This window comes from Microbacterium sp. NPDC060117, assembly GCF_042729315.1.
Classification (GTDB): domain Bacteria; phylum Actinomycetota; class Actinomycetes; order Actinomycetales; family Microbacteriaceae; genus Microbacterium.
In genome coordinates this window covers 1159024-1184257 of sequence record NZ_JBHWXR010000001.1, presented here as the reverse complement: position 1 = coordinate 1184257, position 25234 = coordinate 1159024, and the positions used below count along the sequence as shown (strand labels likewise).

Annotated in this window: 23 protein-coding genes; 14 read left to right on the top strand and 9 right to left on the bottom strand. The window is 71.5% G+C overall.

The genetic code is table 11. From position 1 onward, the window contains the following. Positions 1-945: a carbohydrate ABC transporter permease gene (locus tag ACFWCK_RS05330; protein WP_378804891.1), complete on the top strand. Its 945-nt coding sequence runs from the start codon at positions 1-3 to the stop codon at positions 943-945. After that, positions 942-1838: a carbohydrate ABC transporter permease gene (locus ACFWCK_RS05325; RefSeq protein WP_378804890.1), complete on the top strand. Its 897-nt coding sequence runs from the start codon at positions 942-944 to the stop codon at positions 1836-1838. Before ACFWCK_RS05330 ends, ACFWCK_RS05325 begins: the two co-directional genes overlap by 4 nt. Positions 1839-2018: 180 nt before the next feature. Here the strand turns inward: ACFWCK_RS05325 and ACFWCK_RS05320 are convergent, their stop codons facing one another. Further along, positions 2019-2675, bottom strand: a complete 657-nt coding sequence (locus tag ACFWCK_RS05320) for a GntR family transcriptional regulator (RefSeq protein WP_233311567.1) — start codon at positions 2673-2675, stop codon at positions 2019-2021. A 123-nt stretch (positions 2676-2798) separates the two neighbouring features. On the opposite strand from ACFWCK_RS05320, the gene ACFWCK_RS05315 reads away from it, so the two are divergent. The 7 genes from ACFWCK_RS05315 to ACFWCK_RS05285 all read left to right on the top strand — a co-directional run bounded on the left by ACFWCK_RS05315 (position 2799) and on the right by ACFWCK_RS05285 (position 12375). Beyond that, positions 2799-4904, top strand: a complete 2106-nt coding sequence (locus ACFWCK_RS05315) for a beta-galactosidase (RefSeq protein WP_378804889.1) — start codon at positions 2799-2801, stop codon at positions 4902-4904. Then, positions 4901-6277: an aminomethyl-transferring glycine dehydrogenase subunit GcvPA gene (gcvPA, locus tag ACFWCK_RS05310; protein WP_378804888.1), complete on the top strand. Its 1377-nt coding sequence runs from the start codon at positions 4901-4903 to the stop codon at positions 6275-6277. Before ACFWCK_RS05315 ends, gcvPA begins: the two co-directional genes overlap by 4 nt. Further along, on the top strand, positions 6274-7914 hold the full coding sequence (gene gcvPB / locus ACFWCK_RS05305; RefSeq protein ID WP_378804887.1) for an aminomethyl-transferring glycine dehydrogenase subunit GcvPB: 1641 nt from the start codon (positions 6274-6276) through the stop codon (positions 7912-7914). The genes gcvPA and gcvPB overlap by 4 nt, the downstream gene beginning before the upstream one ends. A gap of 4 nt (positions 7915-7918) precedes the next feature. After that, a complete protein-coding gene (locus ACFWCK_RS05300; protein WP_378804886.1) occupies positions 7919-9184 on the top strand; it encodes an ATP-NAD kinase family protein in 1266 nt (421 codons plus the stop codon). A gap of 83 nt (positions 9185-9267) precedes the next feature. Then, on the top strand, positions 9268-10026 hold the full coding sequence (locus ACFWCK_RS05295; protein WP_233312521.1) for an SDR family NAD(P)-dependent oxidoreductase: 759 nt from the start codon (positions 9268-9270) through the stop codon (positions 10024-10026). A gap of 266 nt (positions 10027-10292) precedes the next feature. Next, positions 10293-11849: an SDR family NAD(P)-dependent oxidoreductase gene (locus ACFWCK_RS05290; RefSeq protein WP_233312520.1), complete on the top strand. Its 1557-nt coding sequence runs from the start codon at positions 10293-10295 to the stop codon at positions 11847-11849. Positions 11850-11946: 97 nt separating this feature from the next. Then, a complete protein-coding gene (locus ACFWCK_RS05285) occupies positions 11947-12375 on the top strand; it encodes a DUF1761 domain-containing protein (RefSeq protein ID WP_233312519.1) in 429 nt (142 codons plus the stop codon). Positions 12376-12400: 25 nt separating this feature from the next. On the opposite strand, the gene ACFWCK_RS05280 is transcribed toward ACFWCK_RS05285, so the two are convergent. The 4 genes from ACFWCK_RS05280 to ACFWCK_RS05265 form a co-directional block, all read right to left on the bottom strand. Continuing rightward, positions 12401-12988 carry a dihydrofolate reductase family protein gene (locus ACFWCK_RS05280; RefSeq protein WP_233312518.1) on the bottom strand — a complete coding sequence of 196 codons (588 nt, stop codon included), beginning with the start codon at positions 12986-12988 and terminating at the stop codon, positions 12401-12403. 223 nt (positions 12989-13211) lie between these two features. After that, positions 13212-13919, bottom strand: coding sequence for a phosphoribosylformylglycinamidine synthase subunit PurQ (gene purQ / locus ACFWCK_RS05275; RefSeq protein ID WP_378804885.1), 708 nt, complete (start codon positions 13917-13919; stop codon positions 13212-13214). Continuing rightward, positions 13916-14164: a phosphoribosylformylglycinamidine synthase subunit PurS gene (gene purS, locus ACFWCK_RS05270; RefSeq protein ID WP_233312516.1), complete on the bottom strand. Its 249-nt coding sequence runs from the start codon at positions 14162-14164 to the stop codon at positions 13916-13918. Before purS ends, purQ begins: the two co-directional genes overlap by 4 nt. Before the next feature lie 91 nt (positions 14165-14255). Beyond that, positions 14256-14777, bottom strand: a complete 522-nt coding sequence (locus tag ACFWCK_RS05265; protein WP_233312515.1) for an adenine phosphoribosyltransferase — start codon at positions 14775-14777, stop codon at positions 14256-14258. Between the two features lie 289 nt (positions 14778-15066). Between ACFWCK_RS05265 and ACFWCK_RS05260 the strand changes: the two genes are divergently transcribed. From ACFWCK_RS05260 to ACFWCK_RS05245, 4 genes are all read left to right on the top strand, one after another. Beyond that, positions 15067-16539 carry a glycoside hydrolase family 1 protein gene (locus ACFWCK_RS05260; RefSeq protein ID WP_233312514.1) on the top strand — a complete coding sequence of 491 codons (1473 nt, stop codon included), beginning with the start codon at positions 15067-15069 and terminating at the stop codon, positions 16537-16539. 73 nt (positions 16540-16612) lie between these two features. Beyond that, complete coding sequence (locus ACFWCK_RS05255; protein WP_378804884.1) at positions 16613-17641, top strand: LacI family DNA-binding transcriptional regulator; 1029 nt, start codon at positions 16613-16615, stop codon at positions 17639-17641. Between the two features lie 188 nt (positions 17642-17829). Next, positions 17830-19170, top strand: coding sequence for a sensor histidine kinase (locus tag ACFWCK_RS05250; RefSeq protein ID WP_378804883.1), 1341 nt, complete (start codon positions 17830-17832; stop codon positions 19168-19170). Further along, a complete protein-coding gene (locus tag ACFWCK_RS05245) occupies positions 19167-19793 on the top strand; it encodes a response regulator transcription factor (protein ID WP_233312511.1) in 627 nt (208 codons plus the stop codon). The genes ACFWCK_RS05250 and ACFWCK_RS05245 overlap by 4 nt, the downstream gene beginning before the upstream one ends. Positions 19794-19887: 94 nt before the next feature. On the opposite strand, the gene ACFWCK_RS05240 is transcribed toward ACFWCK_RS05245, so the two are convergent. After that, entirely contained in the window at positions 19888-20961 is a 1074-nt protein-coding gene (locus ACFWCK_RS05240; RefSeq protein ID WP_378804882.1) for a hypothetical protein, read from the bottom strand. After that, the gene (locus ACFWCK_RS05235) at positions 20958-21833 is read right to left on the bottom strand and encodes a DUF1266 domain-containing protein (protein WP_378804881.1); all 876 of its coding nucleotides are present in this window, start codon (positions 21831-21833) and stop codon (positions 20958-20960) included. The genes ACFWCK_RS05240 and ACFWCK_RS05235 overlap by 4 nt, the downstream gene beginning before the upstream one ends. 105 nt (positions 21834-21938) lie before the next feature. Here ACFWCK_RS05235 and ACFWCK_RS05230 point away from each other — a divergent pair, with 105 nt between their 5' ends. Then, complete coding sequence (locus ACFWCK_RS05230; protein WP_233312508.1) at positions 21939-22685, top strand: TetR/AcrR family transcriptional regulator; 747 nt, start codon at positions 21939-21941, stop codon at positions 22683-22685. Between the two features lie 126 nt (positions 22686-22811). Here ACFWCK_RS05230 and ACFWCK_RS05225 read toward each other — a convergent pair whose 3' ends face one another. Further along, the gene (locus ACFWCK_RS05225; protein ID WP_378804880.1) at positions 22812-24158 is read right to left on the bottom strand and encodes a uracil-xanthine permease family protein; all 1347 of its coding nucleotides are present in this window, start codon (positions 24156-24158) and stop codon (positions 22812-22814) included. 171 nt (positions 24159-24329) lie between these two features. Beyond that, on the bottom strand, positions 24330-25205 hold the full coding sequence (locus tag ACFWCK_RS05220) for a phosphoribosylaminoimidazolesuccinocarboxamide synthase (RefSeq protein WP_378804879.1): 876 nt from the start codon (positions 25203-25205) through the stop codon (positions 24330-24332). Between the last annotated feature and the right edge of the window lie 29 nt (positions 25206-25234).

The window sequence follows — 25234 nt, the reverse complement described above, 5'->3', positions numbered from 1 at the left end:
ATGACGGTCGCCACTGTGCGGCGGCCTTCCGCGGAGGGGAGCCACGACGAGAACCGTCGCGACTCCCCTCCGAAGGGCCGGCGCTTCGCCGCTCGCATGCAGCGCCCCGGACTGTGGTTCGCCCTTCCAGCGGCCGTGCTGCTGGCGCTGTTCTTCGCCTACCCGCTCGTGGTGTCGCTGCTGCAGAGCTTCTTCCGCACCTCGGGCGGGGTGAGCACCTTCGTCGGACTCGACCAGTACGCGCGGATGTTCCGGGATCCGCTGGTGCTGAAGAGCCTGGGCAATGCGCTGCTGATCCTGGTCGTGCAGGTGCCGATCATGATGGCGCTCGCCGTCGGGCTCGCCTATCTGCTGAATCAGGCATGGCTGCGTTTCCGGGCGGGGTTCCGTCTGCTCACGTTCCTGCCGTCCATCACGACGCTCGTCGCCTATTCCGTCGTGTTCCGCGTGATCATGACCACGGACGGCGGCATGCTGAACCAGGTGCTCGCCCTGTTCGGGGCCGGACCCATCGACTGGCTCAACAACGAGTGGTGGGCGAGAGTGGCCGTGATCGCCTCGATCACCTGGCGCTGGACCGGCTACAACATGGTCATCATCCTCGCCGGCCTGCAGTCGATCCCGCCCGAGCTGTACGAGGCGGCCCGCATCGACGGCGCCGGACGCTGGCAGACCTTCCGGCACATCGTCGTGCCCCAGCTGCGGCCCGTGCTGATCTTCACCAGCGTCACGTCGACGATCGGCGCGCTGCAGCTCTTCGACGAGAACTTCATCCTCACCGGCGGCGGGCCGAACAACGCGACGCTCACCCCGGTGCTCTACCTGTACAAGATCGGCTTCCAGCAGTTCGACTTCGGCTACGCGAGCGCGATCGCCTGGATGCTCGTGATCCTCACCGGGATCATCGCGGTGATCCAGTTCCGCATCATGAGGGAGAAGCCATGACGACCCAGCTGATCACCACCGGCCGCGGCCGGCGCGCCGGTCAGCCCACGACCCGCGCCGGTGAGCCGCTGCTGCGCCGGATCGTGCTGCGGGCGCCGGTCTACGCGGTCATGATCGTGGCGAGCGTGCTCGCGCTCATCCCGTTCCTGTGGATGGTCATCGCCTCCACGCACAAGACCAGCGACCTCTTCGTCACTCCGCTGCCGCTCCTGCCGGGTGGCGAGTTCTGGCAGAACCTCGGACGGCTGCAGGAGAGCGTCGGGTTCGGACAGGTGATGCTCAACAGCGTGCTCGTCGCCGTGGTCTACACGGTGTTCAGCTCGCTGATCAGCATCATGTGCGGCTACGGTCTCGCGACCTACCGGTTCCGCGGCCGGGGCGTTCTCCTGGGCGTGATCCTCGTCACCATGATGATCCCGATGCAGGTGCTGCTCGTGCCGCTGTTCCAGATGATGGCCAGCGCGGGATGGATCGACAGCTACCAGGCGCTCATCGTCCCGTTCCTCGCGAACGCGTTCGGCATCTTCCTGATGCGGCAGGGCTTCCTGGACTTCCCGACCTCGCTCATCGAGGCGGCCAGGATCGACGGAGCGAGCGAGCTGCGCACCTTCTACCGGATCGTGCTGCCGGTCGCCCGTCCGCAGATCGCGGCGCTCGTGATCTACACGTTCATCAGCCAGTGGAACTCGTTCATCTGGCCGCTGCTCATGCTCAACTCCGAGGACAGGTACACGGTTCCGGTCGCGCTGAACACGATGATCGGGCTCAGCCGGGTCGACTACTCGGGGCTGATGCTCGGATCCCTGCTGGCGACGCTGCCGCTGTTCGTGCTGTTCCTCGTGTTCCAGAAGCAGTTCGTGGCGGGCCTGCTCGGGGGAGCCGTCAAGGGCTGAGTGCACCCGGCCAGGCCGGCCCGGGCGTGCCTGGGGCCGGTCCGGCCGTGCCGGCGGGCGTGCCGTCCGTGCGGTGGCCGTGCCGTCTGCACGACTCGGGGACGCATGCACGATGGGATCACCCGATCCGTCGTGCATCTGTTCCTGGGTCGTGCAGACGGTCGCGTGACCGGGCGGGGCTCAGGCCGAGAAGTAGGCGCTCGAGGAGTTGTCGAGGATCCGCTGCATGCCGTGGGTCCAGTTGACCTTGAGCGCTTCGACGGCGGCAGGGACGTCGCCGTCCGCCAGGGCATGCGCGATCGCGGCATGCTCGGCCGCGACCCGGTCGATCTTCACGTCGTCCGCGACGAGGAGGGCCTCATAGCGATGGAAGGATCCGCGCACGCTCTCGATCACATCGAGCAGGCGCCGGTTCGGGCACACGGACAGCATGAGTGCGTGCCACTCGTCGTCCTTGGTCATCACGAGAGCGTGCTCGACGTGCTCGTCGGTGAACGCGTCGGCGAGCTCGACGAGACGCACTCCGACCTTCTTCAGGTCCTCGACGGGGCTGAGCTCGAGAGCGAGGCTCTCCAGCGTCGCCATCACCGGCGCGAGGTCCTCGAACTCGCCCGCGCTGAGCGGCACGAAACGGAATCCCTTGCCGTTCTCGCTGCTGATCTGCCCCTCGGACTCCAGGGCGATCAGCGCCTCTCGCAGGGGTGTGCGGCTGACGCCGAGCTCAGCGGCGAGCTGGACCTCGTTGATGCCCTCGCCGGGCCTGACCTGTCCGGCGCGCATGCGGGTGAGCAGTTCCTCGCGCACCTGGGAACGCAGGTTCTTGCGTTCGATAGCCATTCGTTCTCCCCTTCGGCCGGTGCGGTCAGCCTACGGCTTGACCGGATCCGGCATTCGCCATACCCTTGCTGTATACAGAATACATTGAACAGCGTTTCTGTACAGACTCAGGGAGGAGCCTTGGTGGCCCAGCATCTCGACGACGAGCGGATCCGCGAGGTCCGGATCGACGCCCTGGCGTTCGGCGGCGACTACAACCCCGACCAGTGGTCGGAGGAGGTGTGGCGCGAGGACATCCGCCTCATGCTCGACGCGGGTGTGAACATGGTGAGCCTGCCGATCTTCAGCTGGCCGCAGCTCGAGCCCGAGCCCGGCGTCTACGACTGGGCCTGGCTCGATCGCATCCTCGATCTGCTGCACGAGGCGGGCATTAGGATCGACCTCGCCACGGCCACCGCCACCCCGCCCTCCTGGCTGCTGCGGGCGCACCCCGAGATGGCGCCGTGGGACTCCGACGGGCACCGTCTGGAGTTCGGCTCCCGGCAGACGTACTGCCCCTCCTCGCCGATCTGGCGCGAGAACGTGGCCCGCATGACCCGCGCGATCGCCGAGCGTTACGGCGCGCATCCGGGGCTCGCGATGTGGCACATCTCGAACGAGTACGGCGATCATGTCTCGCGGTGCTGGTGCCCCGAGTCGGCCCGGCACTTCCGGCGCTGGCTGCAGGCCCGCTACGGCGACCTCGACGGGCTGAACGAGGCCTGGGGCGTGAACGTCTGGGGCCAGCGCTATACGTCGTGGGAGCACATCGAGACGCCGAAGAAGGCGCCGGGCCCGATCAACCCCACCAAGCTCCTCGACTTCGAGCGGTTCTCCTCCGACGCGATGCTCGAGCTCTTCCAGGTCGAGATCGACGTGCTGCGCGAGGTCACCCCCGACATCGCCGTGACCACGAACTTCATGAGCATGTTCCGCGACCTCGACTACTGGCGCTTCGCCGAGCGCGAGGACGTGGTGACCGACGACGCGTATCCGGACCCGATGGACCCCACGTCGCACGTCGGCGCCGCGCTCAACTACGGCCTCATGCGCTCCCTCAAGGGCGGCCGGCCCTGGCTGCTGCTCGAGTCGTCGGCGAGCGCCACCAGCTGGCGCGACATCAACGTGCCCAAGGCTCCCGGCAAGATCCGCGTGGAGAGCCTGCAGGCCGTCGCGCACGGATCCGACGCGGTCATGTTCTTCCAGTGGCGCCAGGCCAAGTACGGCCAGGAGAAGTTCCACTCGTCGATGCTCGGCCACCGCGGCGAGCGCTCGCGCAGCTTCCGGGAGACGAAGGCGCTCGGCAACGAGCTCCGCCGGCTCGAGGCGGTGCGCGGCAGCCGGGTGCGCTCGCGCGTGGGGCTCGTCGTGGACTGGGACTCCTGGTGGGGGTCCAGCGCGATCGAATCGCTGCCGTCGCAGCGGCTGCAGTGGGCGCAGCAGGCCCGCGCCTGGCATCGCGCGCTCTACACCCTGGGGCATCCGGTCGACGCCGTGCGCGTGGGCGGCGCCGACGCAGGGACGCCCTTCGACGGCTACGACGTGATCGTGGCGCCGAACCTGTACATCCTGGAGGAGGAGCACGCGGACGCCCTGCGCGCGTTCGTGGAGCGCGGCGGCACCCTCGTCGTCGGGCCGTTCTCCGGCGTCGTCGATGTAACCGAGAAGGTGCACGACGGCGGCGCCCCCGGCCCGCTGCGCGACCTGCTCGGCGTGGAGGTCGACGAGCAGTGGCCGATCGCCGACGGGCGCACCGAAGCCCTGGCCTACGGCGCTGAGGAGCTCGAGGTGCTGAGCTGGAGCGAATGGATCGAGGCCGACGCGGACGTCGAGATCCGCGGCGCCTACGCCTCGGGCGAGCTCGCGGGCCTGCCGGCGGTCACCCGTCGCGCGCACGGCTCCGGATCCGCCTGGTACGTCAGTGCGATGCTGCAGCCCGAGGGGCTCGTCGCCGTGTTCCGCGACATCATGCGCACCGCGGGCCTGCCCGCCCGCGACGAGGTGTCCGTGCAGGCCGAGGCGGTGACCCGCTCGGACGACACGACCGACTACACCTTCCTGCTGAACCATGCGGCCGACCCCGTGACCTTCCACCTGCCGCTCGCCGGTGTCGATCTGATCACCGGATCCGACACGGGCGACGTCGTGACGCTGGATGCCTACGGCGTCGCCGTCGTCGCCACGCCGCGCGCCGCGCAGATCCCTTTCCTCACCCTCGCCCTCACCACCCCGTCGAAGGAGCTGGCATGACGCAGACGTTCGTGCACCCGTACATCCCGAACACGGCGCCCGAGGTCCACGCCGAGATGCTCGCCGCCGTCGGCGCCGCCTCGATCGAGGACTTCTACGCCGACGTGCCGGAGGAGCTGCGCCTGCGCCGTCCGCTGGACGTGCCCGCGCCGCTGCCGGCCGAGCAGGATCTCGCCCGGCATGTGCGCGGGATCCTGGCGCAGAACCGCACTACCGAGGAGCGTCTGAGCTTCCTCGGCGCGGGCACGTACAACCACTACGTGCCGGCGGTGGTGGACGAGGTGATCCGCCGCAGCGAGTTCCTCACCGCCTACGCCGGCGAGCCCTACGAGGACCACGGCCGGTTCCAGGCGTTGTTCGAGTACCAGTCGCTCATGGCCGAGCTGCTCGCCATGGACGTCGTGAACGTGCCCACCTACGACGGCTACCAGGCCACCGCGACCGGCCTCTCGATGGCCGGGCGCCTCACCGGACGCGGTCGCGTCCTCGCGGTGAGCGACGTGTTGCCGGAGAAGGACTCGAAGGTGCGCGACTACACGCGCGCCGGCCTCGAGATCGAGCGGATCCCCACCGCCGGCGGCATCGCGGACGTCGCGGCCCTGCGCGCCCGGCTCTCCGGCGACGTCGCGGCCGTCTGGATCGAGACGCCGAGCTTCACCGGCGCCGTCGAGACGCAGCTGCGCGAGATCGCCGATGCGGCGCACGCCGCCGGCGCCGTGGTCGTGGTCGGCACCGACCCGGTCGGCTACGGGGTGCTGACCCCGCCCGCGCTCCAGGGCGCGGACATCGTCACCGGCGACATCCAGTCGCTCGGTCTGCACCAGTGGTTCGGCGGCGCGCACGCCGGCTTCATCGCCGTACACGACGAGCCGCGGTTCGTGATGGAGATGCCCTCGCGCCTGTTCGGCCTGGAGTCCACCGACGTACCCGGCGAGTACGGCTTCGGCGACGTCGCCTACGACCGCACCTCCTTCGCGCACCGCGAAGAGGGCAAGGAATGGGTCGGCACCGCCGCCGCGCTGTGGGGCATCGCCGCCGGCGTGCACCTCGCGCTCATGGGGCCGCAGGGCATGGCCGACCTCGGCGAACTGCTGCTCGCCCGCACCGCGTACGCCCGGCAGCGGCTCGCCGCGATCGCCGGCGTCGCCCTGGGCGACGACGCGCTGCACCTGCGCGAGTTCACGATCCGCTTCGACGGCGCCCGTGCGGCCGACGTCGTCACCGCGCTGCGCGCCGAGGGCATCGAGCCCGGCGTCGTCGTGGACGAGCAGACGCTGCTCGTCTGCGTGACCGAGGCCACCTCCGCATCCGACATCGACCGCCTCGCCGCCGCGCTCGCAGCGGCCATCCACCCCGAGGAGAAGACCGCATGAGCCTCCCCGTCGCCCCCAAGCAGAGCCCGCGCCGGTTCCACCAGGCCAGTTGGGACGAGCCGATCGTCTTCGAGCTGTCCACCCCCGGCGAGCGCGGCGTGCTCGTGACGCCCGTCGAGCCCGCCGTGCGCGAGGCGGTCGGCGATGTCGTGGCCGCCCTCCCCGAGGGCATGCGCCGGCCGACCCCGCCCGCGCTGCCCGAGATCGCGCAGATGCGCGTGCTCAAGCACTACCTGCGCCTCTCCCAGGAGAACCTCGGATCCGACCTCAACGTCGACATCGGCCAGGGCACGTGCACGATCAAGTACTCGCCGAAGATCAACGACCAGCTCATCGAGGTGCCACAGCTGCGTGCGCTGCACCCGGCGCAGGATCCGGCCGACACCCAGGGCGCGCTGGAGGCGATCTGGCGCCTCGAGCGGCTCATGGCCGAGATCTCCGGGATGGACGCGGTCTCGCTCGCATCCCCGGGCGGGTCCGCGGGCATCTGGACCAACATCGCGATGATCCGCGCGTACCACGCGTCCCGCGGCGAGGCGGAGCAGCGCGACGAGGTCATCACGACGATCTTCAGCCACCCCTCGAACGCGGCCGCGGCCAAGGTCGCCGGATACAAGGTCATCACGATCTACCCGGATGCCGACGGCTACCCTGACCTCGCCGCGCTCAAGGCCGCGCTCTCGGAGCGCACCGCGGCGATCATGGTGACGAACCCCGAGGACACCGGCATCTACAACCCCGCGATCAAGGAGTGGGTCGACGCCGCGCACGAGGTCGGCGCCCTCGCCTCCTACGATCAGGCCAACGCCGCGGGGATCCTCGGGATCACGCGTGCTCGCGACGCCGGCTTCGACGTGTGCCAGTTCAACCTGCACAAGACGTTCTCCGCCCCGCACGGCAGCGGCGGCCCGGGGGCCGCCGCCAACGCCGTGAGCGCGGCCCTGGCGCCGTTCCTGCCCGGCCCCCGCGTCGAGCAGGTCGACGCACGCTTCGTGGTCCGCGAGCCGGGCGCGCTGTCCATCGGGCACGTCGCTCCGGCGCACGGCGTCATCCTGCACGTCGTCCGGGCGTACGCCTGGATCATGGCGCTCGGGGCCGAGGGCATGCTCGAGGCCTCCCGGATCGCGGTGCTAAACAACAACTACCTGCTGAAGAAGGTGCTGGAGATCCCGGGGGCGTCCGCGCCCTACGCGACGGGTCGCCGCCGCATCGAGCAGGTGCGCTACTCGTGGCAGGAGCTGTTCGAGGAGACCGGGATCTCCTCGGAGGAGATCGGCATCAGGATGGCCGACTACGGCTTCCACTACTGGACGAGCCACCACCCCTACGTCGTGCCGCAGCCGTTCACGCTCGAGCCCACCGAGTGCTACTCGAAGGCCGAGATCGACGAGTACGTCGCGGCGCTCGCGCAGGTCGCGCAGGAGGCACGGGAGACCCCTGAACTCGTGCGCACCGCCCCGCACAACCAGACCGTGCACCACACGCGCCACGACGATCTGGACGCCCCGGAGCGCTGGGCGATCACCTGGCGCGCCTACCGCCGCAAGTACTTCGGCGAGGTGCCGGCCGGACCCGCGGCGAGTGCACTGCCGGACGCCGAGCTCGTCGTCGCCGAGCCGGTCGCGGTCGGAGCCTGATCGCGTGATCGGACTGGTCGTCAACCCTGTCGCCGGTGTCGGCGGGCCCGCGGGCCTCGCCGGCTCCGACGGCGCGGCCGTGCAGGCCCGCGCGGCGGAGCACGGCTCCGTCCCGCGGGCCGGCGTCCGCGCGGCACAGGCACTGGCGGTCGTCGCGCGCTCGCACCCGGGGGAGCGGATCCTCACCGCTGCCGGGGCTATGGGGGAGGCCGCGGTCTCGGCAGCGGGGCTGGAGCCGGTCGTGGTGTTCGCGCCGTCGTCGGAGGCTACCGCGCCCGACGACACCGCCGCCGCGGTCGCTGCGGTGGCCGCGGCAGGCGCATCGCTCGTGCTCGTCGCCGGCGGCGACGGCACCCTGCGCGACGCCGTGCGGGGGCTCGGCGCGGGGGATCCGGGTTCGGGTTCTCCGGGTTCGGGTTCTCCGGACGGGGTTTGGGGCGCACCTACTCCTCTTGGGGCGCCGTACGCCGGTGATCACGGTCATGGCCCGCCCCAGAACGCGGGAGCGCGCCCCGAACGTGCCGAGCCGGCCGTGCTCGGGATCCCCGCCGGCGTCAAGATGTACTCGCCCGTCTTCGCGGTGAGTCCGGTCGCGGCGGGCGCCCTCGCCGCCGACTGGCTCGGCCCGGATCCGGTCCCCACCGCCGAGCGCGAGGTTCTCGACGTCGACGAGGCGGCGTTGCGCCGGGCTCGTGTCGAGCCGGTGCTCTACGGCACTCTCCGCGTGCCGCAGCGCCTCGGACGCACCCAGGCGCGCAAGGCCCCGATGCCGGCGAGCGAGGAGGCCGCCGTCGCGGCAGCGGCGCGCGCGGCCGTCGCCGCGATGCGGCCGGGCGTGCGATACCTTCTCGGCCCGGGGGGAACCACCGCGAGGATCGCCGCTGAGCTCGGGGTCGCGAAGACGCCGCTCGGCGTCGATGTCGTGCTCGACGGTCGGCTCGTCGCCGCGGGCGCCGACGAGCACCGGCTGCTCGAGGAAGCCGCGGCCGGCCCCGCGCAGGCCGTGGTGACCGTCATCGGCGGGCAGGGATTCCTGCTCGGCCGCGGCAACCAGCAGCTCTCCGCGCGCGTGATCCGCGCGCTCGGACCGGATCCGCTCCTCGTCGTGGCCCCCGAGCAGAAGCTCGTCGACCTCGGCGGACGCCCGCTCCTCGTCGACACCGGCGATCCGGAGGTCGACGCCTCCCTCGTCGGGCACCTCCGCGTCCTCACCGGCGCCTCGGCAACCGCGTTCTACGCTGTCGCCGCACCCGAAGTCCTCGTCCCTTGATCCGCATCCACCGGTCCCCGAGAGTTCTCGCCGGCCCGGATCCCGACCCCGCTACGACCGCACACCGACCCGAAGGAATCCCCATGCGACTGCAGAACAAGAACGCCATCGTCACCGGAGGCGCCGGCGGCATCGGCCGCGCCACGTCTCTCGCCTTCGCCGCCGAGGGCGCCAACGTCGCCGTCGTCGACCTGAACGCCGAGGCCGCCGAGGCCGTGGCGGAGGAGATCCGCGCGGCCGGTGGCACCGCGGTCGCGATCGCCGCCGACGTCTCGAGCGAGGCCGACATCGAGCGGGTCGTCGCCTCGGTCGTCGACGGGTTCGGCGGTGTCGATGTGGTCTTCAACAACGCCGGAATCATCCGGCGCACCACGGCGGTCGAGACCACGGTCGAGGAGTGGGACCGCGTGTTCGGCGTGAACGTGCGCGCGATCTTCCTGATGTGCAAGCACGTCGTGCCGGTCATGGCGGCGAACGGCGGAGGATCCATCGTCAACACCGGTTCCGGCTGGGGCCTCAAGGGCGGCGGCCAGGCCATCTCCTACTGCGCATCCAAGGGCGCGGTCGTGAACATGACCCGCGCGCTGGCGATCGACCACGGACCGCAGGGCATCCGCGTGAACTCGGTGAACCCGGGCGACGTCGACACCGGCATGCTGCGCGACGAGGCCCGCCAGCTCGGTCAGGACCAGGCCGGCTTCCTCGCCGAGGCCGCCGAGCGTCCGCTGAACCGGATGGGACAGCCCTCCGAGATCGCCGCGGCCGTGGTCTGGCTCGCCAGCGACGAGTCGTCGTACGTGACCGGATCCGCCCTCGTCGTCGACGGCGGCGGCATCGCCTGAGACCGAGCTTCGGTTCTCTCGGGCGTCGCCCGCTCCCACTCCCCTCGCCGAGACCCCCACGGGGCCGCGGTCGGGCAACCGAAACCCCCTCGGGTCGCCGAGACCCCCACGGAGAGTCGCGTGTGCATGGGGGTTTCGGCGCTCCGCGGGGGTCTCGGCGAGCTCGGGGGTGGAGGCGATGAGTCCCGACGCCCCGGCAGTGCTGGCGGAACGCGGTGCGAGAAGCCCCGGGCCCTCATCCAGCCGGCTCGCGTAAAATCGTGACAATGACCGACGCCCCCTCCGACGCCCCGTCGACGCAGAGCGACCGCAGCGCCACGACAGGCGGCGACGCCGTCGGATCCGGCATCGACCCGACCGACCTCGCGACCACGCTCCGGGTGCTCGCCGAGCTGCACGGGCTCGATCAGGACCATCCCGACTTCATCGCCGTGCGGCGAGCGACGTCGGCCATGTTCAAGGCGGCGAAGCGGGTGCGCCGCCGGGAGATCCGCGATGCCATCGCCGAGGCCGACCGCGCCGTCATCGCGGCGACCGCGACGGGCGCCCCCGACCGCATCGACGACGAGACCCGCGGACTCGACCTCGCGAGCAGCGTGACCGATGCCCCGACGGCGGGCGAGCTGTTGAAGCCCCGCAACTGCTACATCTGCAAGCAGCTGTACACGACGGTCGACGCGTTCTACCACCAGCTCTGCCCGGACTGCGCGCGGTTCAGCCACGGCAAGCGCAACGCCCGCACCGACCTCACCGGCAAGCGCGCGCTGCTCACCGGAGGCCGCGCCAAGATCGGCATGCACATCGCGCTGCGGCTGCTCCGCGACGGCGCGCACACCACGATCACCACGCGGTTCCCGCGCGACGCGGTGCGCCGGTTCGCCGCGCTGCCCGATTCGGCCGACTGGCTGCACCGCCTGCGCGTGGTCGGCATCGACCTGCGCGACCCCGCCCAGGTGATCGCGCTCGCCGACTCGGTCGCCGCGCAGGGGCCGCTCGACATCCTCATCAACAACGCCGCGCAGACCGTGCGCCGCTCGCCCGGTGCGTACTCGCTGCTCGCCGACGCCGAGCTGCAGCCGCTGCCGAACGGGCCGCTTCCCGAGATGGAGACCTTCGGGCACACCGCGGATCCGCACCCCGAGGCGCTGCAGGCCTCGGTCGACGCGCACCCGCTGCTGTCGATCGCGTCGCTGGGCGGGACGATCGCCGAGCAGGGCGGGCAGGCGCTGACCGCCGAAGAGCTCGCACGGCTCGCGATGGCGCCCGGATCCTCCTCGCTCGCGAAGCACGCCGACGGCACGGCGATCGACGCGGGCGGCCTCGTGCCCGACGTGAACCGGGTGAACAGCTGGGTGCAGAGCGTGGACCAGGTGGATCCGCTCGAGATGCTCGAGGTGCAGTTGTGCAACACGACGGCGCCGTTCCTGCTGATCAGCAGACTGCGCCCGGCGATGGCAGCGTCGCCCGCGCGGCGCAAGCACATCGTGAACGTCTCGGCGATGGAGGGGCAGTTCTCGCGGCGGTACAAGGGCCCCGGCCACCCGCACACGAACATGGCGAAGGCGGCGCTGAACATGCTCACCCGCACGAGCGCGGGGGAGATGCTGGAGACCGACGGGATCCTGATGACCGCCGTCGACACCGGCTGGATCACCGACGAGCGCCCGCACTACACGAAGGTGCGCCTGGCCGAGGAGGGCTTCCACGCCCCGCTCGACCTGGTCGACGGCGCCGCCCGCGTGTACGACCCGATCGTGCGCGGCGAGGCCGGCGAGGACGTCCACGGCGTGTTCCTGAAGGACTACGAGCCCAGCCCCTGGTGATGCACCCGCGTCGGTGATCCACGGGCGGCGATGTCCGGCGGTACCCTGAGCGCACCGGTTCGCCTCTCGCGTCCGGTACCGACCCGAGGAGGCTGTGATGGTTCCCGAGATCAACTACTGGGCCGTTCTGCTGGCGACCGCGTCGAGCATGGTCGTCGGATCCATCTGGTACGCCCGGGGCGTGCTCGGCACGCGCTGGGCGCGGTTGGCCGGGGTGGACCTCGACAACCCCAAGGGCAACCCGGTGCTGGCCATCATCGCGACGGTGATCGTGAGCTTCGTCACGGCGTGGGTGCTCGCGGGGGCCACGGCGATCGCCTGGCACTTCTACGGCGGATCGTTCTTCGTCTCGGCGCTGGTCACCGCGATCACGCTGTGGATGGGGTTCACTGCGGCGAGGTTCATCACGCACGACGCCTTCGAGGGGCGCCCCAGCTCGCTCACGGTGCTGAACATCGCGCACGAGCTCGTGACGGTCGTGGTGATGGCCGTGCTCATCGGCGTCTGGCCGCCCGCCCTCGGTTGACTCGTCGCCCGCTCTGCGCCGTGTCTCAGCGCCGGATGGCGTAGCGGTGCAGGGTGACGCCCTGATCGTAGGAGGCCTGTTCGAGCAGGTCGAGGATCACCGGAGGCCTGGTCTCGCCCGGCCGGGGCTCGTCGAACAGCGGACGACCCGAACCGAGGATCGCCGGGTGCGTGAACAGCAGCAGCTCGTCGAGCAGGCCGGCGTCGAGCAGCGCCGTGGCGAGCGTCGCACCGCCGACGCCGATGGCGCCCTCGGTCCCGGCGCGGACCTCGGCGAGCCGGGAGACCGCGTCCTCGCCGATGACCGTGGTGTGGAACGGCGCCTCGGTGCGGGTGCGTGAGACGAGGATCTTCGGCTTGTCCGTCCAGATCGCGCCGTACTCCTGCATGAACTGCGGCAGCGAGCGGTCGTCGCGGGCCGCGGGCCAGAACGACTCCATGATCTCGAACACGCGCCGGCCCTGCACCATGAGGGCGAGGTCTGCCGCCCGACGATTGAACTCGCGATGCAGCGGCTCGTCGATCCGCATCCAGTCGCCTCCGCCGTCCTCGCCGGGGGCTGCCTCGATCCGCAGATCGAGGGACACGTTCATCCAGTACACGAACCGGCCCATGGGATCCTCCGCTCCTCGGCGTCGTCGATTCGACGCTAGACCGCGGTACGGCGGGGTGCAACGGATCCCGGCGACGCGCGGGGTCGTGACACGTCTGCAGGAGCGCGCGACGTCTGCAGGACGAGAACGCGGATCCGATCATGCAGGCGTTGCGGGGTCCTGCATCCGCGGCTGCGCGACGTGTCGTCTGCGGCAGCCTTCGCCGGGGACGGGGTGGCTGGTGTTACGCCGCGACGCGGGCGACCGCGGCGATCGCGCTCGTGAAGAACGGCAGGCCGTCGACGCCGCTGCGCATGGCAGCGGTCGTGTCGGGGCCGAAACCGGGTTCGGTCGCGTGCTCGGGGTGCGGCATCAGGCCCACGACGTTGCCGCCGGGGTTGGTGAGGCCGGCGATGTCGCGGAGGGATCCGTTCGGGTTCACGCCCGCATAGCGGAAGGCGACGAGGCTCTCGCCCTCGATGCGGTCGAGCGTCTCGTCGGAGGCGATGTAGCCCCCCTCGGCGTTCTTGAGCGGGATGATGATCTCCTGCCCGCGCGTGAACTCGTTGGTCCAGGCCGTGTCGGCGTTGGTGACCGTGAGCTTCTGGTCGCGACGCACGAAGTGCTGGTGGTCGTTGCGGATCAGGCCGCCGGGCAGCAGGTGCGCCTCGACGAGCATCTGGAAGCCGTTGCAGATGCCCAGGATCGGCATGCCCTTGGCGGCCGCGTCCTTGATCTCGGTCATGATCGGCGAGAGCGCGGCGATCGCGCCGGAGCGCAGGTAGTCGCCGTAGCTGAACCCGCCCGGCAGAATCACGGCGTCCACGCCCTCGAGGTCGTGCGCGCCGTGCCAGAGGGCGACCGGCTCGGCGCCGGCGATGCGCACCGCACGCTGCGCGTCGCGGTCGTCGAGAGAACCGGGGAAGGTGACGACCCCGATCCGAACCGTCATTCGGCGACCTCGATGCCGACGACGTCTTCGATCACGGAGTTGGAGAGCACCTCTTCGGCGATCCGCCGGGCCTCGGCGAGCACCTCTTCGGTGACCTCGCCATCGACCGTGAGCTCGAAGCGCTTGCCGATGCGGACATCGCTGAACGCGGTCACGCCGGTGCGGGCGAACGCCCCGGAGACCGCCTTGCCCTGCGGGTCGAGAAGTTCGGACTTGGGCATGACGTCGACGACGATGGTGGGCATACGTGGCTCCGGGAAGTCGCGGGCGGGGGCGCCATCAGTCTACCGCCCGGTCGCCGCCCGTCCGGCCGGACGTCCGAGGGCGCCGGGGCGGTCAGCTGCGGAAGACGGTGTGCACGTCGCCGACGACCTCGCGGCCGCCCAGCCCGTCGATCTCGAAGAGCACCGAGATCCCGGCGACGGTGTAGCCGAGCTGCTCGACGATCTGCCGGCCCGCGGCGAGGGTGCCGCCGGTGGCGAGCACGTCGTCGATGAGCAGGATCCGGGATCCGGCGGGGAGGTCGTCGTGCATCTCGATCGTGGCGGTGCCGTACTCCAACGCGTAGTCGACCGACGCGGCCGGCAGCGGCAGCTTGCCCGCCTTGCGGATCGGCACGAAGCCGGTCCCCGCCTCGATCGCCGCGGCGCCGGCGAGGATGAAGCCGCGCGCCTCGATCCCTGCGACGACGTCGAAGGCCCCGCGGAACGGTGCGACGAGCGCCTCGGTCGTCGCCTGCAGCGCCTCCCGGTCGGCCAGCAGTGGTGTGATGTCGCGGAACAGGATGCCCGGCTCCGGGTGGTCCGGGATCGAGCGGATGAGCGATTCGGCGCGGACGAGCGCGGGCGAGGAGGTCACTGATCCAGGGTACGCGGTGCGGTCTCAGGTGCGTGGTGTGCCCGACTCGGCCGAATCGGGGGTTGCCGGTCGCCCAACGGGTCACGCGTTCACGCATCGACGGCGTCCTCCTCTGCGGATCGACGGGGTCGCCCGCCTGTTGACATCGTGGGAGCGCTCCCATAGCCTGATCCGGATCGCCGGGGACGCGAGCGCACCACGAGCCCCGGCACGAGCATCTCCTCGCCGACCTGACTGCGGCGAGCCACCATCGCGCCGACCCGACGGCGCACCGAGCGAAGGAGCGCCCTTGAACACGTCCGCCCGCCGATTCCCCGACGGCTTCCTGTTCGGCGCCGCGACGGCCGCCTATCAGATCGAGGGCGCCGCCTTCGAGGACGGCCGCACCGCGTCGATCTGGGACGCCTTCTCCCGTGAGCCGGGCGCGGTGCAGAACGGCGACACCGGCGACGTCGCGTGCGACCATTACCACCGCTACGCCGACGACGTGCGGCTCATGGGCGAGCTGGGTCTGCAGGCCTACCGCTTCTCCACATCGTGGGCGCGCGTGCGCCCGGACGGCGGCGCGGTCAACCCCGCGGGCCTCGCGTTCTACGACCGCCTCGTGGACCAGCTCCTCGACGGTGGGATCGTGCCGTGGCTCACGCTGTACCACTGGGACCTGCCGCAGGCGCTCGAGGAGAAGGGCGGCTGGACCTCGCGCGACACGGCCGAGCGCTTCGTCGAGTACGCGCTCAGCGTGCACGACGCCCTCGGCGATCGCGTGCAGCACTGGACGACGCTGAACGAGCCGTGGTGCTCCTCGTTCCTCTCCTACACGGCGGGGGTGCACGCGCCCGGCCGGATCAGCATCGAGGACGGCATGCTCTCGGCCCACCATCTGCTGCTGGCCCATGGCCGCACCATCCGGGCGCTGCGCGAGCGGGACCCGCAGCTCGACCTCGGCATCACGCTGAACCTCACGGTCGCGGATCCCGCCGATGCGCGCGACCCCGCCGACGTCGACGCCGCCCGCCGCATCGACGGGCAGTTCAACCGGTGGTTCCTGGATCCGGTGCTCCGCGGCGCCTATCCGGCCGACGTCGTCTCCGACATCCGCGAGGTGGATCCGGTCGCGGTGCGCCGTTGGGCCGCCGCGATCCACGACGGCGATCTCGACACGATCGCCGCTCCGCTGGACTGCCTGGGCATCAACTACTACCACGGCGAGCTTCTCTCCGGCACGCCGCAGCAGGGCAGCGACGGCACGCCGCACGACGGCGGCGTCGAGGGCGAGAACGCGCGCCGCACCCGGTCTCCGTTCCCCGCCGCGGACGACGTGCACTGGGTCGAGCGCGGGCTGCCCCGCACGGGCATGGGCTGGGAGGTGCAGCCCGAGGGCCTCACCCGGCTGCTGCGGCGCATCGGCACGGAGTACGCACCGGGCCTGCCGCTCTACGTGACCGAGAACGGCGCGGCCTATGACGACGTGCTCGAGGGCGGGCGGTCCGACCCGTCCACGGGAGCGACGACGGGCGGCGCCGTGCACGACTCCGAGCGGGCGATGTTCCTGCGCGAGCACGTCGCAGCGACCTATGACGCGATCGAGGAGGGCGTCGACGTTCGCGGCTACTTCGCGTGGTCGCTGCTGGACAACTACGAGTGGTCGTTCGGCTACGGCAAGCGCTTCGGGATCGTGCGCGTCGATTACGACACCCAGGAGCGGATCGTGAAGGACTCCGGGCGCGAGTACGCCCGGATCATCGCCGCCCGGGCGGTCTGACGTGGTCGGCGGGTCGGACCTGAGCGTCGCGCGCGGCGGATCGACGCCCGCAGCCGCGCGGACGGAGGATCGGGTGCCGGATCCACCCGCGTCCGGACGCGCCACGATCGAGGAGGTCGCGGCTGCCGCGGGTGTCTCCCGGTCGACGGTGTCGCGGGTCGTGAACGGATCGACCGCGGTGAGCCCGCAGGCGCTCGCGGCGGTGCAGGACGCGATCGCGCGGCTCGGCTACGTGCCGAACCGTGCGGCGCGCTCGCTCGCCCTGCGTCAGACGCACGCGATCGCCCTCGTCGTGCCGGAGGACACCCGGCGCTTCTTCGGAGACCCCTACTTCGGCGCCGTCGTCGCGGGGATCAGCGACCGGATCGCGCGCTCGGACTACATCCTGAACCTGCTGATCGCGAGCGACGACCCCGGGGGCCGGATGACGGGCTTCGTGCGCAACGGCGGCGTGGACGGCGCGATCATCCTGTCGCACCACAACAGCGACGCCTTCGTCGACGGCATCGTCGAGGCCGTGCCGGTCGTGTTCGGCGGACGCCGCACGAACGGCCGCGGCGATGACTGGTTCGTGGACGTGGACAACGTGACCGGCGGCCGGCAGGCGGTCGGGCACCTGCTGTCGACGGGGCGCCGCCGGATCGCGACCGTGACGGGGCCGCAGTCGATGGCCGGAGCCGTGGACAGGCTCGCCGGCTTCCGCGACCGCCTCGCGGAGGGCGGGCTGGAGCCGTTCGCCGAGATCGCCGGGGACTATTCCGAGGCCAGCGGCGTCCGTGCCGCGCAGGAGCTGCTAAGCCGGGCCGCCGGACCCGGCGGCGAGCTGCCCGACGCGGTCTTCGCGGCCAGCGACCTCATGGCCCGCGGGGTGCTGCGCACGCTCCGCGGCGCGGGGGTGCGGATCCCCGACGACGTCGCGATCGTCGGCTTCGACGATTCGCCCGTGGCGCTGTCGACCGACCCGCCGCTCACCACGGTCCGCCAGCCCATGCACGCCCAGGGCGAAGCGCTCGCGGGCGTGCTCATCGAGCGGCTCACCGGATCCGTCCCGCCGCCCCGCACGACCCTCGGCACCGAACTGGTGGTGCGCGGGTCGGCGTGACGCGGCGGGCCGAACTCAGGTGGGACCCGGCTCAGGAGCCGGAAACGCGGCATGGGATGTGCACACGAGCGATCCGTCCTGAAGACGGTGCGGGATCTGAGGCGGATGTGGCGGCACCCGTGGTGCGCGGCTGAGCCCTAGCCGATCGGATGATGCGGTTCCGGGCGCGGCGTTCGTAGGCTGAGCGCATGGAACCGCGGACCGAGGCGCAGGACGGGACGTCCCTCGGCGACGGCGTGCGGGGCATCCTCGCCCCGGTGCGGTTCGGGCGTGCGCTGCAGGTCGTGCTCATCGCGCTGATCGTGGTGAGCGCGATCCGCTACCTGCTCCGGCACGGCGAGGGCGAGAACGCCGTGCTGGTGCTGGCCGGTGCCGCGGTGCTCGCCGCGACCGCCGTGCTGCAGGGGCTGGTGCCGCGGCGCGGCGCGTGGCCTGCCGCGTGGGCGCTCGTGGTGTGCGCGCTCTGGGCGGTGTTGACGCTGGTCGCGCCGTCGTTCGGGTGGTGCGCGGTGCCGCTCGCCTTCGCGGTGCTGCAGATCCTGCCGTTCTGGCCGGCGACGGCGGCCATCACGGCGATGACCGCGGTCGTGATCGTCGCCGAGCTGCGTCTGGCCGTACTGTTCGACCCGACACTCGTCGCCGGCCCGATCGGCATCGCGTTCGCCACGATCGTCGCCTACCGCGCACTCGACCGCGAGGCGCGCGCCCGGCAGCAGCTGCTCGACGAGCTCACCGCGACCCAGGCGGACCTCTCCGCCGCGCAGCACCGCGCGGGCGCGCTCGCCGAACGCGCCCGCCTGTCGCGGGAGATCCACGACTCCGTCGGGCAGGACCTGTCCAGCATCAACCTGCTGCTGCAGGCGGCCGAGCAGGGCTGGGAGCGCCGCCCCGACGCCGCCCGGGAGCAGGTGCGCTCGGCAGCCGGCACGGCGCGGTCCGCCCTCGACGAGGTGCGCCGGGTGGTGCGCGACCTCGCGCCCGGCGAGCTCGAGGGCGCCGCCGGATCCCTCCCCGCCGCCCTCGCCCGCGTGGTCGAGGAGGCATCGGGGCGCGGCGTCGACGTGCAGTTCCGCAGCCATGGCACGGCCACGGAGGTGCCGCTGCCGGTGGCGTCGGCCATCATCCGCACCGTGCGCGGCGCCCTCGCGAACGTCGCCGAGCATGCCCGCGCCACCAGGGCCGTGGTGAGCCTGACCGCGCAGCCGGACGAGCTGCGCCTGGACATCCGTGACGACGGCGTCGGCTTCGACGCGCGGCCGGCCGCGATGTCGGCCCGGGCGGCTCAGCGGCGCGCGGCCGGTCGCGGCCAGGGCATCCCCGGCATGGCGGAGCGGGTCGCGCAGCTCGGCGGGGAGCTGCAGGTCGAGAGCACCCCGGGGGAGGGGACCACGCTGTCGCTCGTCTTCCCGCTCGGCGACGACGAGGCCGGGGCGGATCCGGGATCCGCTGCGCGCGACGGGGCCGATCCCGCGACCGGATCCGACACGAGGAACGGATCCGGCGCGGATCCGCAGAAGGAGAACCGATGACCCTGCGGATCGTGCTCGTGGACGACCATCCCGTGGTGCGCGCCGGCGTGCGCGCCCTGCTCGAGTCGAGGGACGAGCTCGTCGTCGTCGGCGAGGCGTCGAACGCCGCCGACGCTCTGCGCGTGGTCGAGGCCGAGCGGCCCGACGTGGTGCTCATGGACCTCAGCCTGGGCGACGGCGAGGGCGGGATCGCCGCGACCGGCCGGATCCGCGCGCTGCCGGAGCCGCCGGCCGTGCTCGTGCTGACCACCTACGACAGCGAGTCCGACATCCTGCGCGCCCTGGACGCCGGCGCCGCCGGGTACCTCCTGAAGGACTCTCCGCCGGATCAGCTGTTCGCCGGCATTCAGGCGGTCTTCCGGGGCGAGCCGGCGCTCGCGCCCTCGGTCGCCGCGGTGCTCATGCGCCGCGCCGCCTCGCCCGAGCCGCGCATGACCGAGCGCGAGGTCGAGGTGCTCGAACTGCTCGCCGACGGACTCGGCAATCGCGAGCTCGCGAAGGCCCTGTTCGTCTCGGAGGCGACGGTGAAGTCGCACCTCTCGCACATCTACGGCAAGCTCGGCGTCGACACGAGGGCCGGCGCCGTCGCGGCCGCGATCGAGCAGCGCATCATCCGGCGCTGACCGCAGGCACCGAAGCGCCCCGTCTCCCTGCCGTGCACAGCGCAGGAGACGGGGCGTCGGTCGCCGATCCCCCCAAGAGATCGGCGCCCTGCGGTCAACCCCCTGATCGCAGGATCGCCCCGCCGAACAGCGCGAACGCCGTGATCCCTGCGGAGAGGATCATCGCCGCCGATACGCCGGCCACGGCCAGCAGGGAGACGCCCTGCCCGCCGAGGCGCTGTCCGCCCAGCCCGATCGCCACGCCCTCCGGTCGTACGATCGGGCCGGTGCTCTCGTCGCGGTACGGGCCCGTCCGCGCCGCGAAGCGTCGGTGCAGCTCTTCGGCGATCTGCACGGTGCCCTGCATCACGTCCGGTCGGTCGAACCGGGTGCTGCCGGGCAGGTACACGTAGGCGCGGTCCTCGACCAGTTCGAGCTCGGCGCCGGCGCCGAGATCCAGGATCCGCGCCATGAGGTCGGGCGTGAAGATGTAGAGGGCGTCGCGCTGATAGCCCTCCGGCACGAGCAGCTGGAAGGTCGACGCGAAGTGGCCCTCCAGGTCCATCCGGGCGCCGCCCAGGCCCAGTGTGGGCACGATGCTGCGGCGCCGGTTGCGCAGCACGATGTGCGGGACCTTCGCAGGCAGCGGGAGCTCGACGAAGGCGAAGGGGCGCTGCACGGTCGCCCCCTCGTCGCGCGTGCCGACCGACCGTGCGATGCCCAGCTCGAACGGGATGCGCTCGTCCTCGGACGCCACGACGCCGCGTTCGACCGAGCGGCGCATGCGCGTGAACGCGGAGCCCGGTCGGCGAGTGCCCTGCAGCAGGTCCGCATACGCCCACCCGTTGGACCACGCGAACATCGCCAGGCGCGCGCGGCGGGACAGCCCCACGGCGTACCAGACGAAGCCCGCCGCGCCCATGACGCCGTAGAACGCGCCGAACACGGCGATCAGCGGCACTCGGGCGAGCATCCCGATCGAGCCCAGCCACCAGAGCGCGGCGATGATCGCCGCCGTGAGCAGCAGCACCCCGGTGAGCACGGCGAAGAACCGCCGATGCAGGGGGATGCCGGCCGCACGCTCGTAGGCGAGCAGCGTGCGCATGCCGGGCGGGGTCCGCAGCGCGGAGAGGTCGACCCTGATCGGTTCCGCGGCGCGCGGATCCGTGCCGCTGTGGCCCTCGCTCACCCGACCTGCCAGGGCAGCGACGCCCACGGCCCGTTGCGCTTCGCGGTGGACGCGGCCTTGAACTCGGACCAGCCGTCGCCGAACTTGTCGAAGGTCTTCTCGCCGATCACGCCGTCGCTCCAGTGCATCACGCGGCCCGTGATGTAGCTCAGGCCGAAGTCGGCCCAGGAGGAGAACGCCGGGCGGCCCTCCTCGTTGATGCGGTGGATGATCGCTCGCGCCTCGGGCACGTCGGCGTGGCCCAGGGCGACGCCCCAGGTCGCGAGGGCGACGGCCTGGCCGAGCGCATAGCCGTCGAGCGTGCGGACATAGACGTCGGGCGTGACGATGTCCTTGCCGACGAGCTTGCGCACCTGTCCCTCGACGCCCTCGATCGCGGCGACGAAGGTGCGGGCGTCGCGCTTGTCGCCGCCGGCCTCGATGATCGCGGCGATCCACTCCTTGCTCTTCGGCACGCGGCCGAGGCGTCCCGCGAGCTCCGAGCGGATGGCCAGGCAGGTCACCCACACGTCGCGCCGGCGACGGACCGTGACGAGCCGTTCGATGCCGGCGAGCCATTCCTCGCGCGTCGCGACGCCCCACATCTCGACGAGCCGCTTCTTCTCGCCCTCGCTCAGTGCCGATGCTGTCGGGTCGTTCCACGGGCCGGAGGGCTGGTTCACGATCTGCAGGAAGCCCAGGGCGATCTCGTTCGCCTCGCGGTCGTCGGTCGAGAAGGCCTCGGAGGGCTTCACCTTCGCGGCCGGCATGATCCAGACGACGAGGAAGAACAGCACGACGACCCCGACGATCACCCACACCCACCACTGGGCGAAGAGCCAGCCGATGAGGCTGCCGAGGTCGTTCAGATCCACGCGGGCGCTGCCGTGCATGAAGGTGCCTCCGGTATGAGGGGAAACGTAGGTTGAACGAATGTTCAGTGATTAATGTAGCGAAAGGATCCGTCACCCGGAAAACGGATCCGGAAGGCACGGCGCATGGCACGCTCCCCGGAGCAGAACCGCATGGCCCGGGAGCGCTCGCGCGAGAGCCTGCTCGAGGCGGCGATCGACGTCTTCGCCGAGCGGGGGATCGACGGTGCCACGATCGCCGACATCACCGGGCGCGCGGGTGTCGCCCAGGGCCTGGTCAACTACTACTTCGGCGGCAAGGAGCAACTCGTCCAGGCCGTGATCGACCGCTGGTTCGACATGCTGCTCGGCATCGCGCACAGTGGCCCGCCGCCGGCGCAGGGCCGCACCCCCGGGGTCGACGGAGCCGTCGCCCGGCCCGCCGAGGAGCAGGCCCGGCCGCCGTCCGCCGCGTCGCTTCCCCCCGAGGTCCGGCTCGCGGCCATCATCGACACCGCCCTCGGCATGACGGCGGTCGCCCTCCCCCTGCAGCGCGTGGTCGTCGCCCTGCAGCAGCAGCCGACCACGCGGGCGCTGTTCGCCGAGGGGGAGCGCCGGCACATGGCCGGGGTCGTCGCGGCGGAGGATGCGGTCCGATCGATCTTCCGCGAGCGCGGCGACGCGGATCCGGCGCTCGAGGAGATCATGCTGCGCAGCGTGCTCGACGGGATCGTCGGGCAGCGGATCGTCTACGGCGACTCGTATCCGCTCGAGCAGGCGCGCCGCTGGGTGCACCGGCGGTACGGCCTGCCGGAGCCCGATGCACCCCTTCCCGGAATGACGAAGCCCGCGCCGGGCTCGGAATCGGAGCCGCGCGCGCGGGCCTCGCGCTGATCGACTGGCGCCGGCTGGTGCTGGCGTCGCGCCGCTGGACCGCGAAACCGAACCTGCCGCCCGAGACCCACGAAATCATCGTCGGGCTCGGGACGCGGGTTCGGTCTCGCGGCCCCTTCGCGCTGATCAGGCGGGGTCGCCGCCCATCGGGCCGACGGCTTCGAGCGGGCGGGGGTCGTCGGCACCGGACTTGCGCAGTCGCGCGATGGCGTTCCCGCCGTGGTAGATCACGATCGCGGCCACCGTGGCGATGACGATGCCGCCGAGGACGAAGCCCGAGTCCTTGACCGCGATCGAGAAGCCTCCGACCGCGATGACGAGGGCGACTGCGGCGGTGTACTGGTTCACGGGACGGGAGAAGTCGACGCGGTTGTCCACCCAGATCTTGATGCCGATCACGCCGATGAGGCCGTAGAGCCCGGTCGTGATGCCTCCGAGCACGCCCGCCGGCACCGAGTTGATGATCGCGCCGAACTTGGGCGAGAGGCTCAGCAGGATCGCGGCGATGCCGGCGACCCAGTACGCCGCGGTCGAGTACACCCTGGTCGACGCCATGACGCCGATGTTCTCGCCGTAGGTGGTCGTTCCGGATCCGCCGAAGAGGCCGGCGATCGTGGTCGAGACGCCGTCGGCGATGAGCGCCTTGCCGGTCTGCGCGTTGATCTGCGGATCCTCGACCATGGTCGCGACGCCGCGCACGTGACCGACGTTCTCGGCGATGAGCACGAGCACCACGGGGAGGAACATCGCGATACCGCTCCACACGCTGGGGGTGCCGAAGTCGGGGAAGTGGAACGTGGGAAGGCCGACCCAGGCGGCCTTGTCGACCGCGGAGAAGTCGAGCTCGCCACGGAAGCCGGCGAAGATGTACCCCGCGATCACACCGAGGAAGATCGAGATCCGGCCCAGGAAGCCGCGGAACAGCACCGCGAAGACGATGGTGATCGCGAGGGTGAAGGTCGCCGTGACGGGCGCCTTGGCGAAGTTGCCGTAGGCCGCGCCGGCGAGATTGAACCCGATGAGCGCGACGATCGTTCCCGCCAGCACCGGCGGGAGGAACCGGTCCACCCACTTCACGCCGGCGACGTGCACGACGACGCCGATGATCGCGAGCAGCACGCCGACCGCGACGATGCCGGCCAGGGCGGCGCCGATCCCGCTGTCGCCGCCGGTGGCATGAGCGGCGGTGGCGGCGGTCACCGGGGCGATGAACGCGAACGAGGACCCGAGGTAGCTGGGCAGCTTGTTCCGCGTGATGAGCAGGAACAGGATCGTGCCCACGCCGCTGAACAGGAGGGTCGTCGGCACCGGGAAGCCGGTGAGGATCGGCACCAGGAACGTCGCTCCGAACATCGCCACGACGTGCTGCACGCCGATCGCGATCGTGGCGGGCCAGCTCAGGCGCTCATCGGGGCGGACGACGGCGCCGGGTTCGACGGTGCGTCCGTCGCCGTGGATCTTCCACAGGGCCATGCGGGCTCCTCGGATCGGGGGTGGGGTGGTCGCAGAAAACCCTATCCTGGGCGTTCCCTGAGAGCGAGGCGCCCTCACGTGACCGACCGGGCCGGGCTTGGTCCGCGTTCCGGTGGCACCGCGTCCCCGGATTCTCAGTCCCTTGTCCTGACCTCGGCTGCCGTCAGGCTGTCAGGCTGTCAGCCGCTCCAGCAGCTCGGCGTAGCGCGCGGCGGTCTGCGCGACCACCTCGTCGGGCAGCACGGGCGGGGTGCCCTGCTTGTCCCAGTGGGCGCTCAGCCAGTCGCGCACGATCTGCTTGTCGAAGCTCGCCATCCGCGCGGCAGGGGTGGATCCGGTGCGCCACGACGCGGCGTCCCAGTACCGGGAGGAGTCGCTGGTGAGCACCTCGTCGGCGAGGCGCAGCACGCCGTCCGCGTCGACGCCGAACTCGAACTTCGTGTCGGCGAGGATCAGCCCGCGCTCCTCCGCGATCGCGGCGGCACGGCGGTACACCGCCAGGGACACGTCCCGCAGCTGGGCCGCGCGCTCGGCGCCGACGAGCTCCGCCGTGCGCTCGAACGTGATGTTCTCGTCGTGCTCGCCCATCGGCGCCTTGTACGCCGGCGTGAACAGCGGCTCGGGCAGCCGGTCGCCGTTCTGCAGGCCCGAGGGCAGCGGGATGCCGCAGACGGTCCCGCTCTGCTGGTACTCCGCCCAGCCGGATCCGGTCAGGTAACCGCGCACCACGCACTCGATCGGCAGCATCTCCAGCGACGTCGCGAGCATCGCGCGGTCGGCGACCTCGCCCGGGATGTCGCCGACGACCAGGTGGTTCGGAATCGGATCCGGTCCCTCTGCGAGCCGGTCGAACCACCAGCGGCTGAGCGCCGTGAGCAGGGCGCCCTTCTCGGGGATCCCCGGCTCGAGGGCGAAGTCGAAGGCGCTCACGCGGTCGCTCGCGACGACGAGCAGGCGCCGATCGGCCGGATCCTCGGGGGCGTACAGGTCGCGGACCTTGCCCGAGTAGAGGTGACGCCAGCCGGAGAGTTCGAGGGGTGTGCTCACGCGTCCATTATCGCGGGCGTGCCGACGGC

Excerpts from the sequence above, each read along its gene's own strand:
- ACFWCK_RS05330 (WP_378804891.1), top strand. The coding sequence starts at position 1 with ATGACGGTCGCCACTGTGCGGCGGCCTTCCGCGGAGGGGAGCCACGAC.
- ACFWCK_RS05325 (WP_378804890.1), top strand. The coding sequence starts at position 942 with ATGACGACCCAGCTGATCACCACCGGCCGCGGCCGGCGCGCCGGTCAG.
- ACFWCK_RS05320 (WP_233311567.1), bottom strand. The coding sequence starts at position 2,675 with ATGGCTATCGAACGCAAGAACCTGCGTTCCCAGGTGCGCGAGGAACTG.
- gcvPA (WP_378804888.1), top strand. The coding sequence starts at position 4,901 with ATGACGCAGACGTTCGTGCACCCGTACATCCCGAACACGGCGCCCGAG.
- gcvPB (WP_378804887.1), top strand. The coding sequence starts at position 6,274 with ATGAGCCTCCCCGTCGCCCCCAAGCAGAGCCCGCGCCGGTTCCACCAG.
- ACFWCK_RS05295 (WP_233312521.1), top strand. The coding sequence starts at position 9,268 with ATGCGACTGCAGAACAAGAACGCCATCGTCACCGGAGGCGCCGGCGGC.
- ACFWCK_RS05290 (WP_233312520.1), top strand. The coding sequence starts at position 10,293 with ATGACCGACGCCCCCTCCGACGCCCCGTCGACGCAGAGCGACCGCAGC.
- ACFWCK_RS05285 (WP_233312519.1), top strand. The coding sequence starts at position 11,947 with ATGGTTCCCGAGATCAACTACTGGGCCGTTCTGCTGGCGACCGCGTCG.
- ACFWCK_RS05280 (WP_233312518.1), bottom strand. The coding sequence starts at position 12,988 with ATGGGCCGGTTCGTGTACTGGATGAACGTGTCCCTCGATCTGCGGATC.
- purQ (WP_378804885.1), bottom strand. The coding sequence starts at position 13,919 with ATGACGGTTCGGATCGGGGTCGTCACCTTCCCCGGTTCTCTCGACGAC.
- purS (WP_233312516.1), bottom strand. The coding sequence starts at position 14,164 with ATGCCCACCATCGTCGTCGACGTCATGCCCAAGTCCGAACTTCTCGAC.
- ACFWCK_RS05250 (WP_378804883.1), top strand. The coding sequence starts at position 17,830 with ATGGAACCGCGGACCGAGGCGCAGGACGGGACGTCCCTCGGCGACGGC.
- ACFWCK_RS05245 (WP_233312511.1), top strand. The coding sequence starts at position 19,167 with ATGACCCTGCGGATCGTGCTCGTGGACGACCATCCCGTGGTGCGCGCC.
- ACFWCK_RS05235 (WP_378804881.1), bottom strand. The coding sequence starts at position 21,833 with ATGCACGGCAGCGCCCGCGTGGATCTGAACGACCTCGGCAGCCTCATC.
- ACFWCK_RS05230 (WP_233312508.1), top strand. The coding sequence starts at position 21,939 with ATGGCACGCTCCCCGGAGCAGAACCGCATGGCCCGGGAGCGCTCGCGC.
- ACFWCK_RS05225 (WP_378804880.1), bottom strand. The coding sequence starts at position 24,158 with ATGGCCCTGTGGAAGATCCACGGCGACGGACGCACCGTCGAACCCGGC.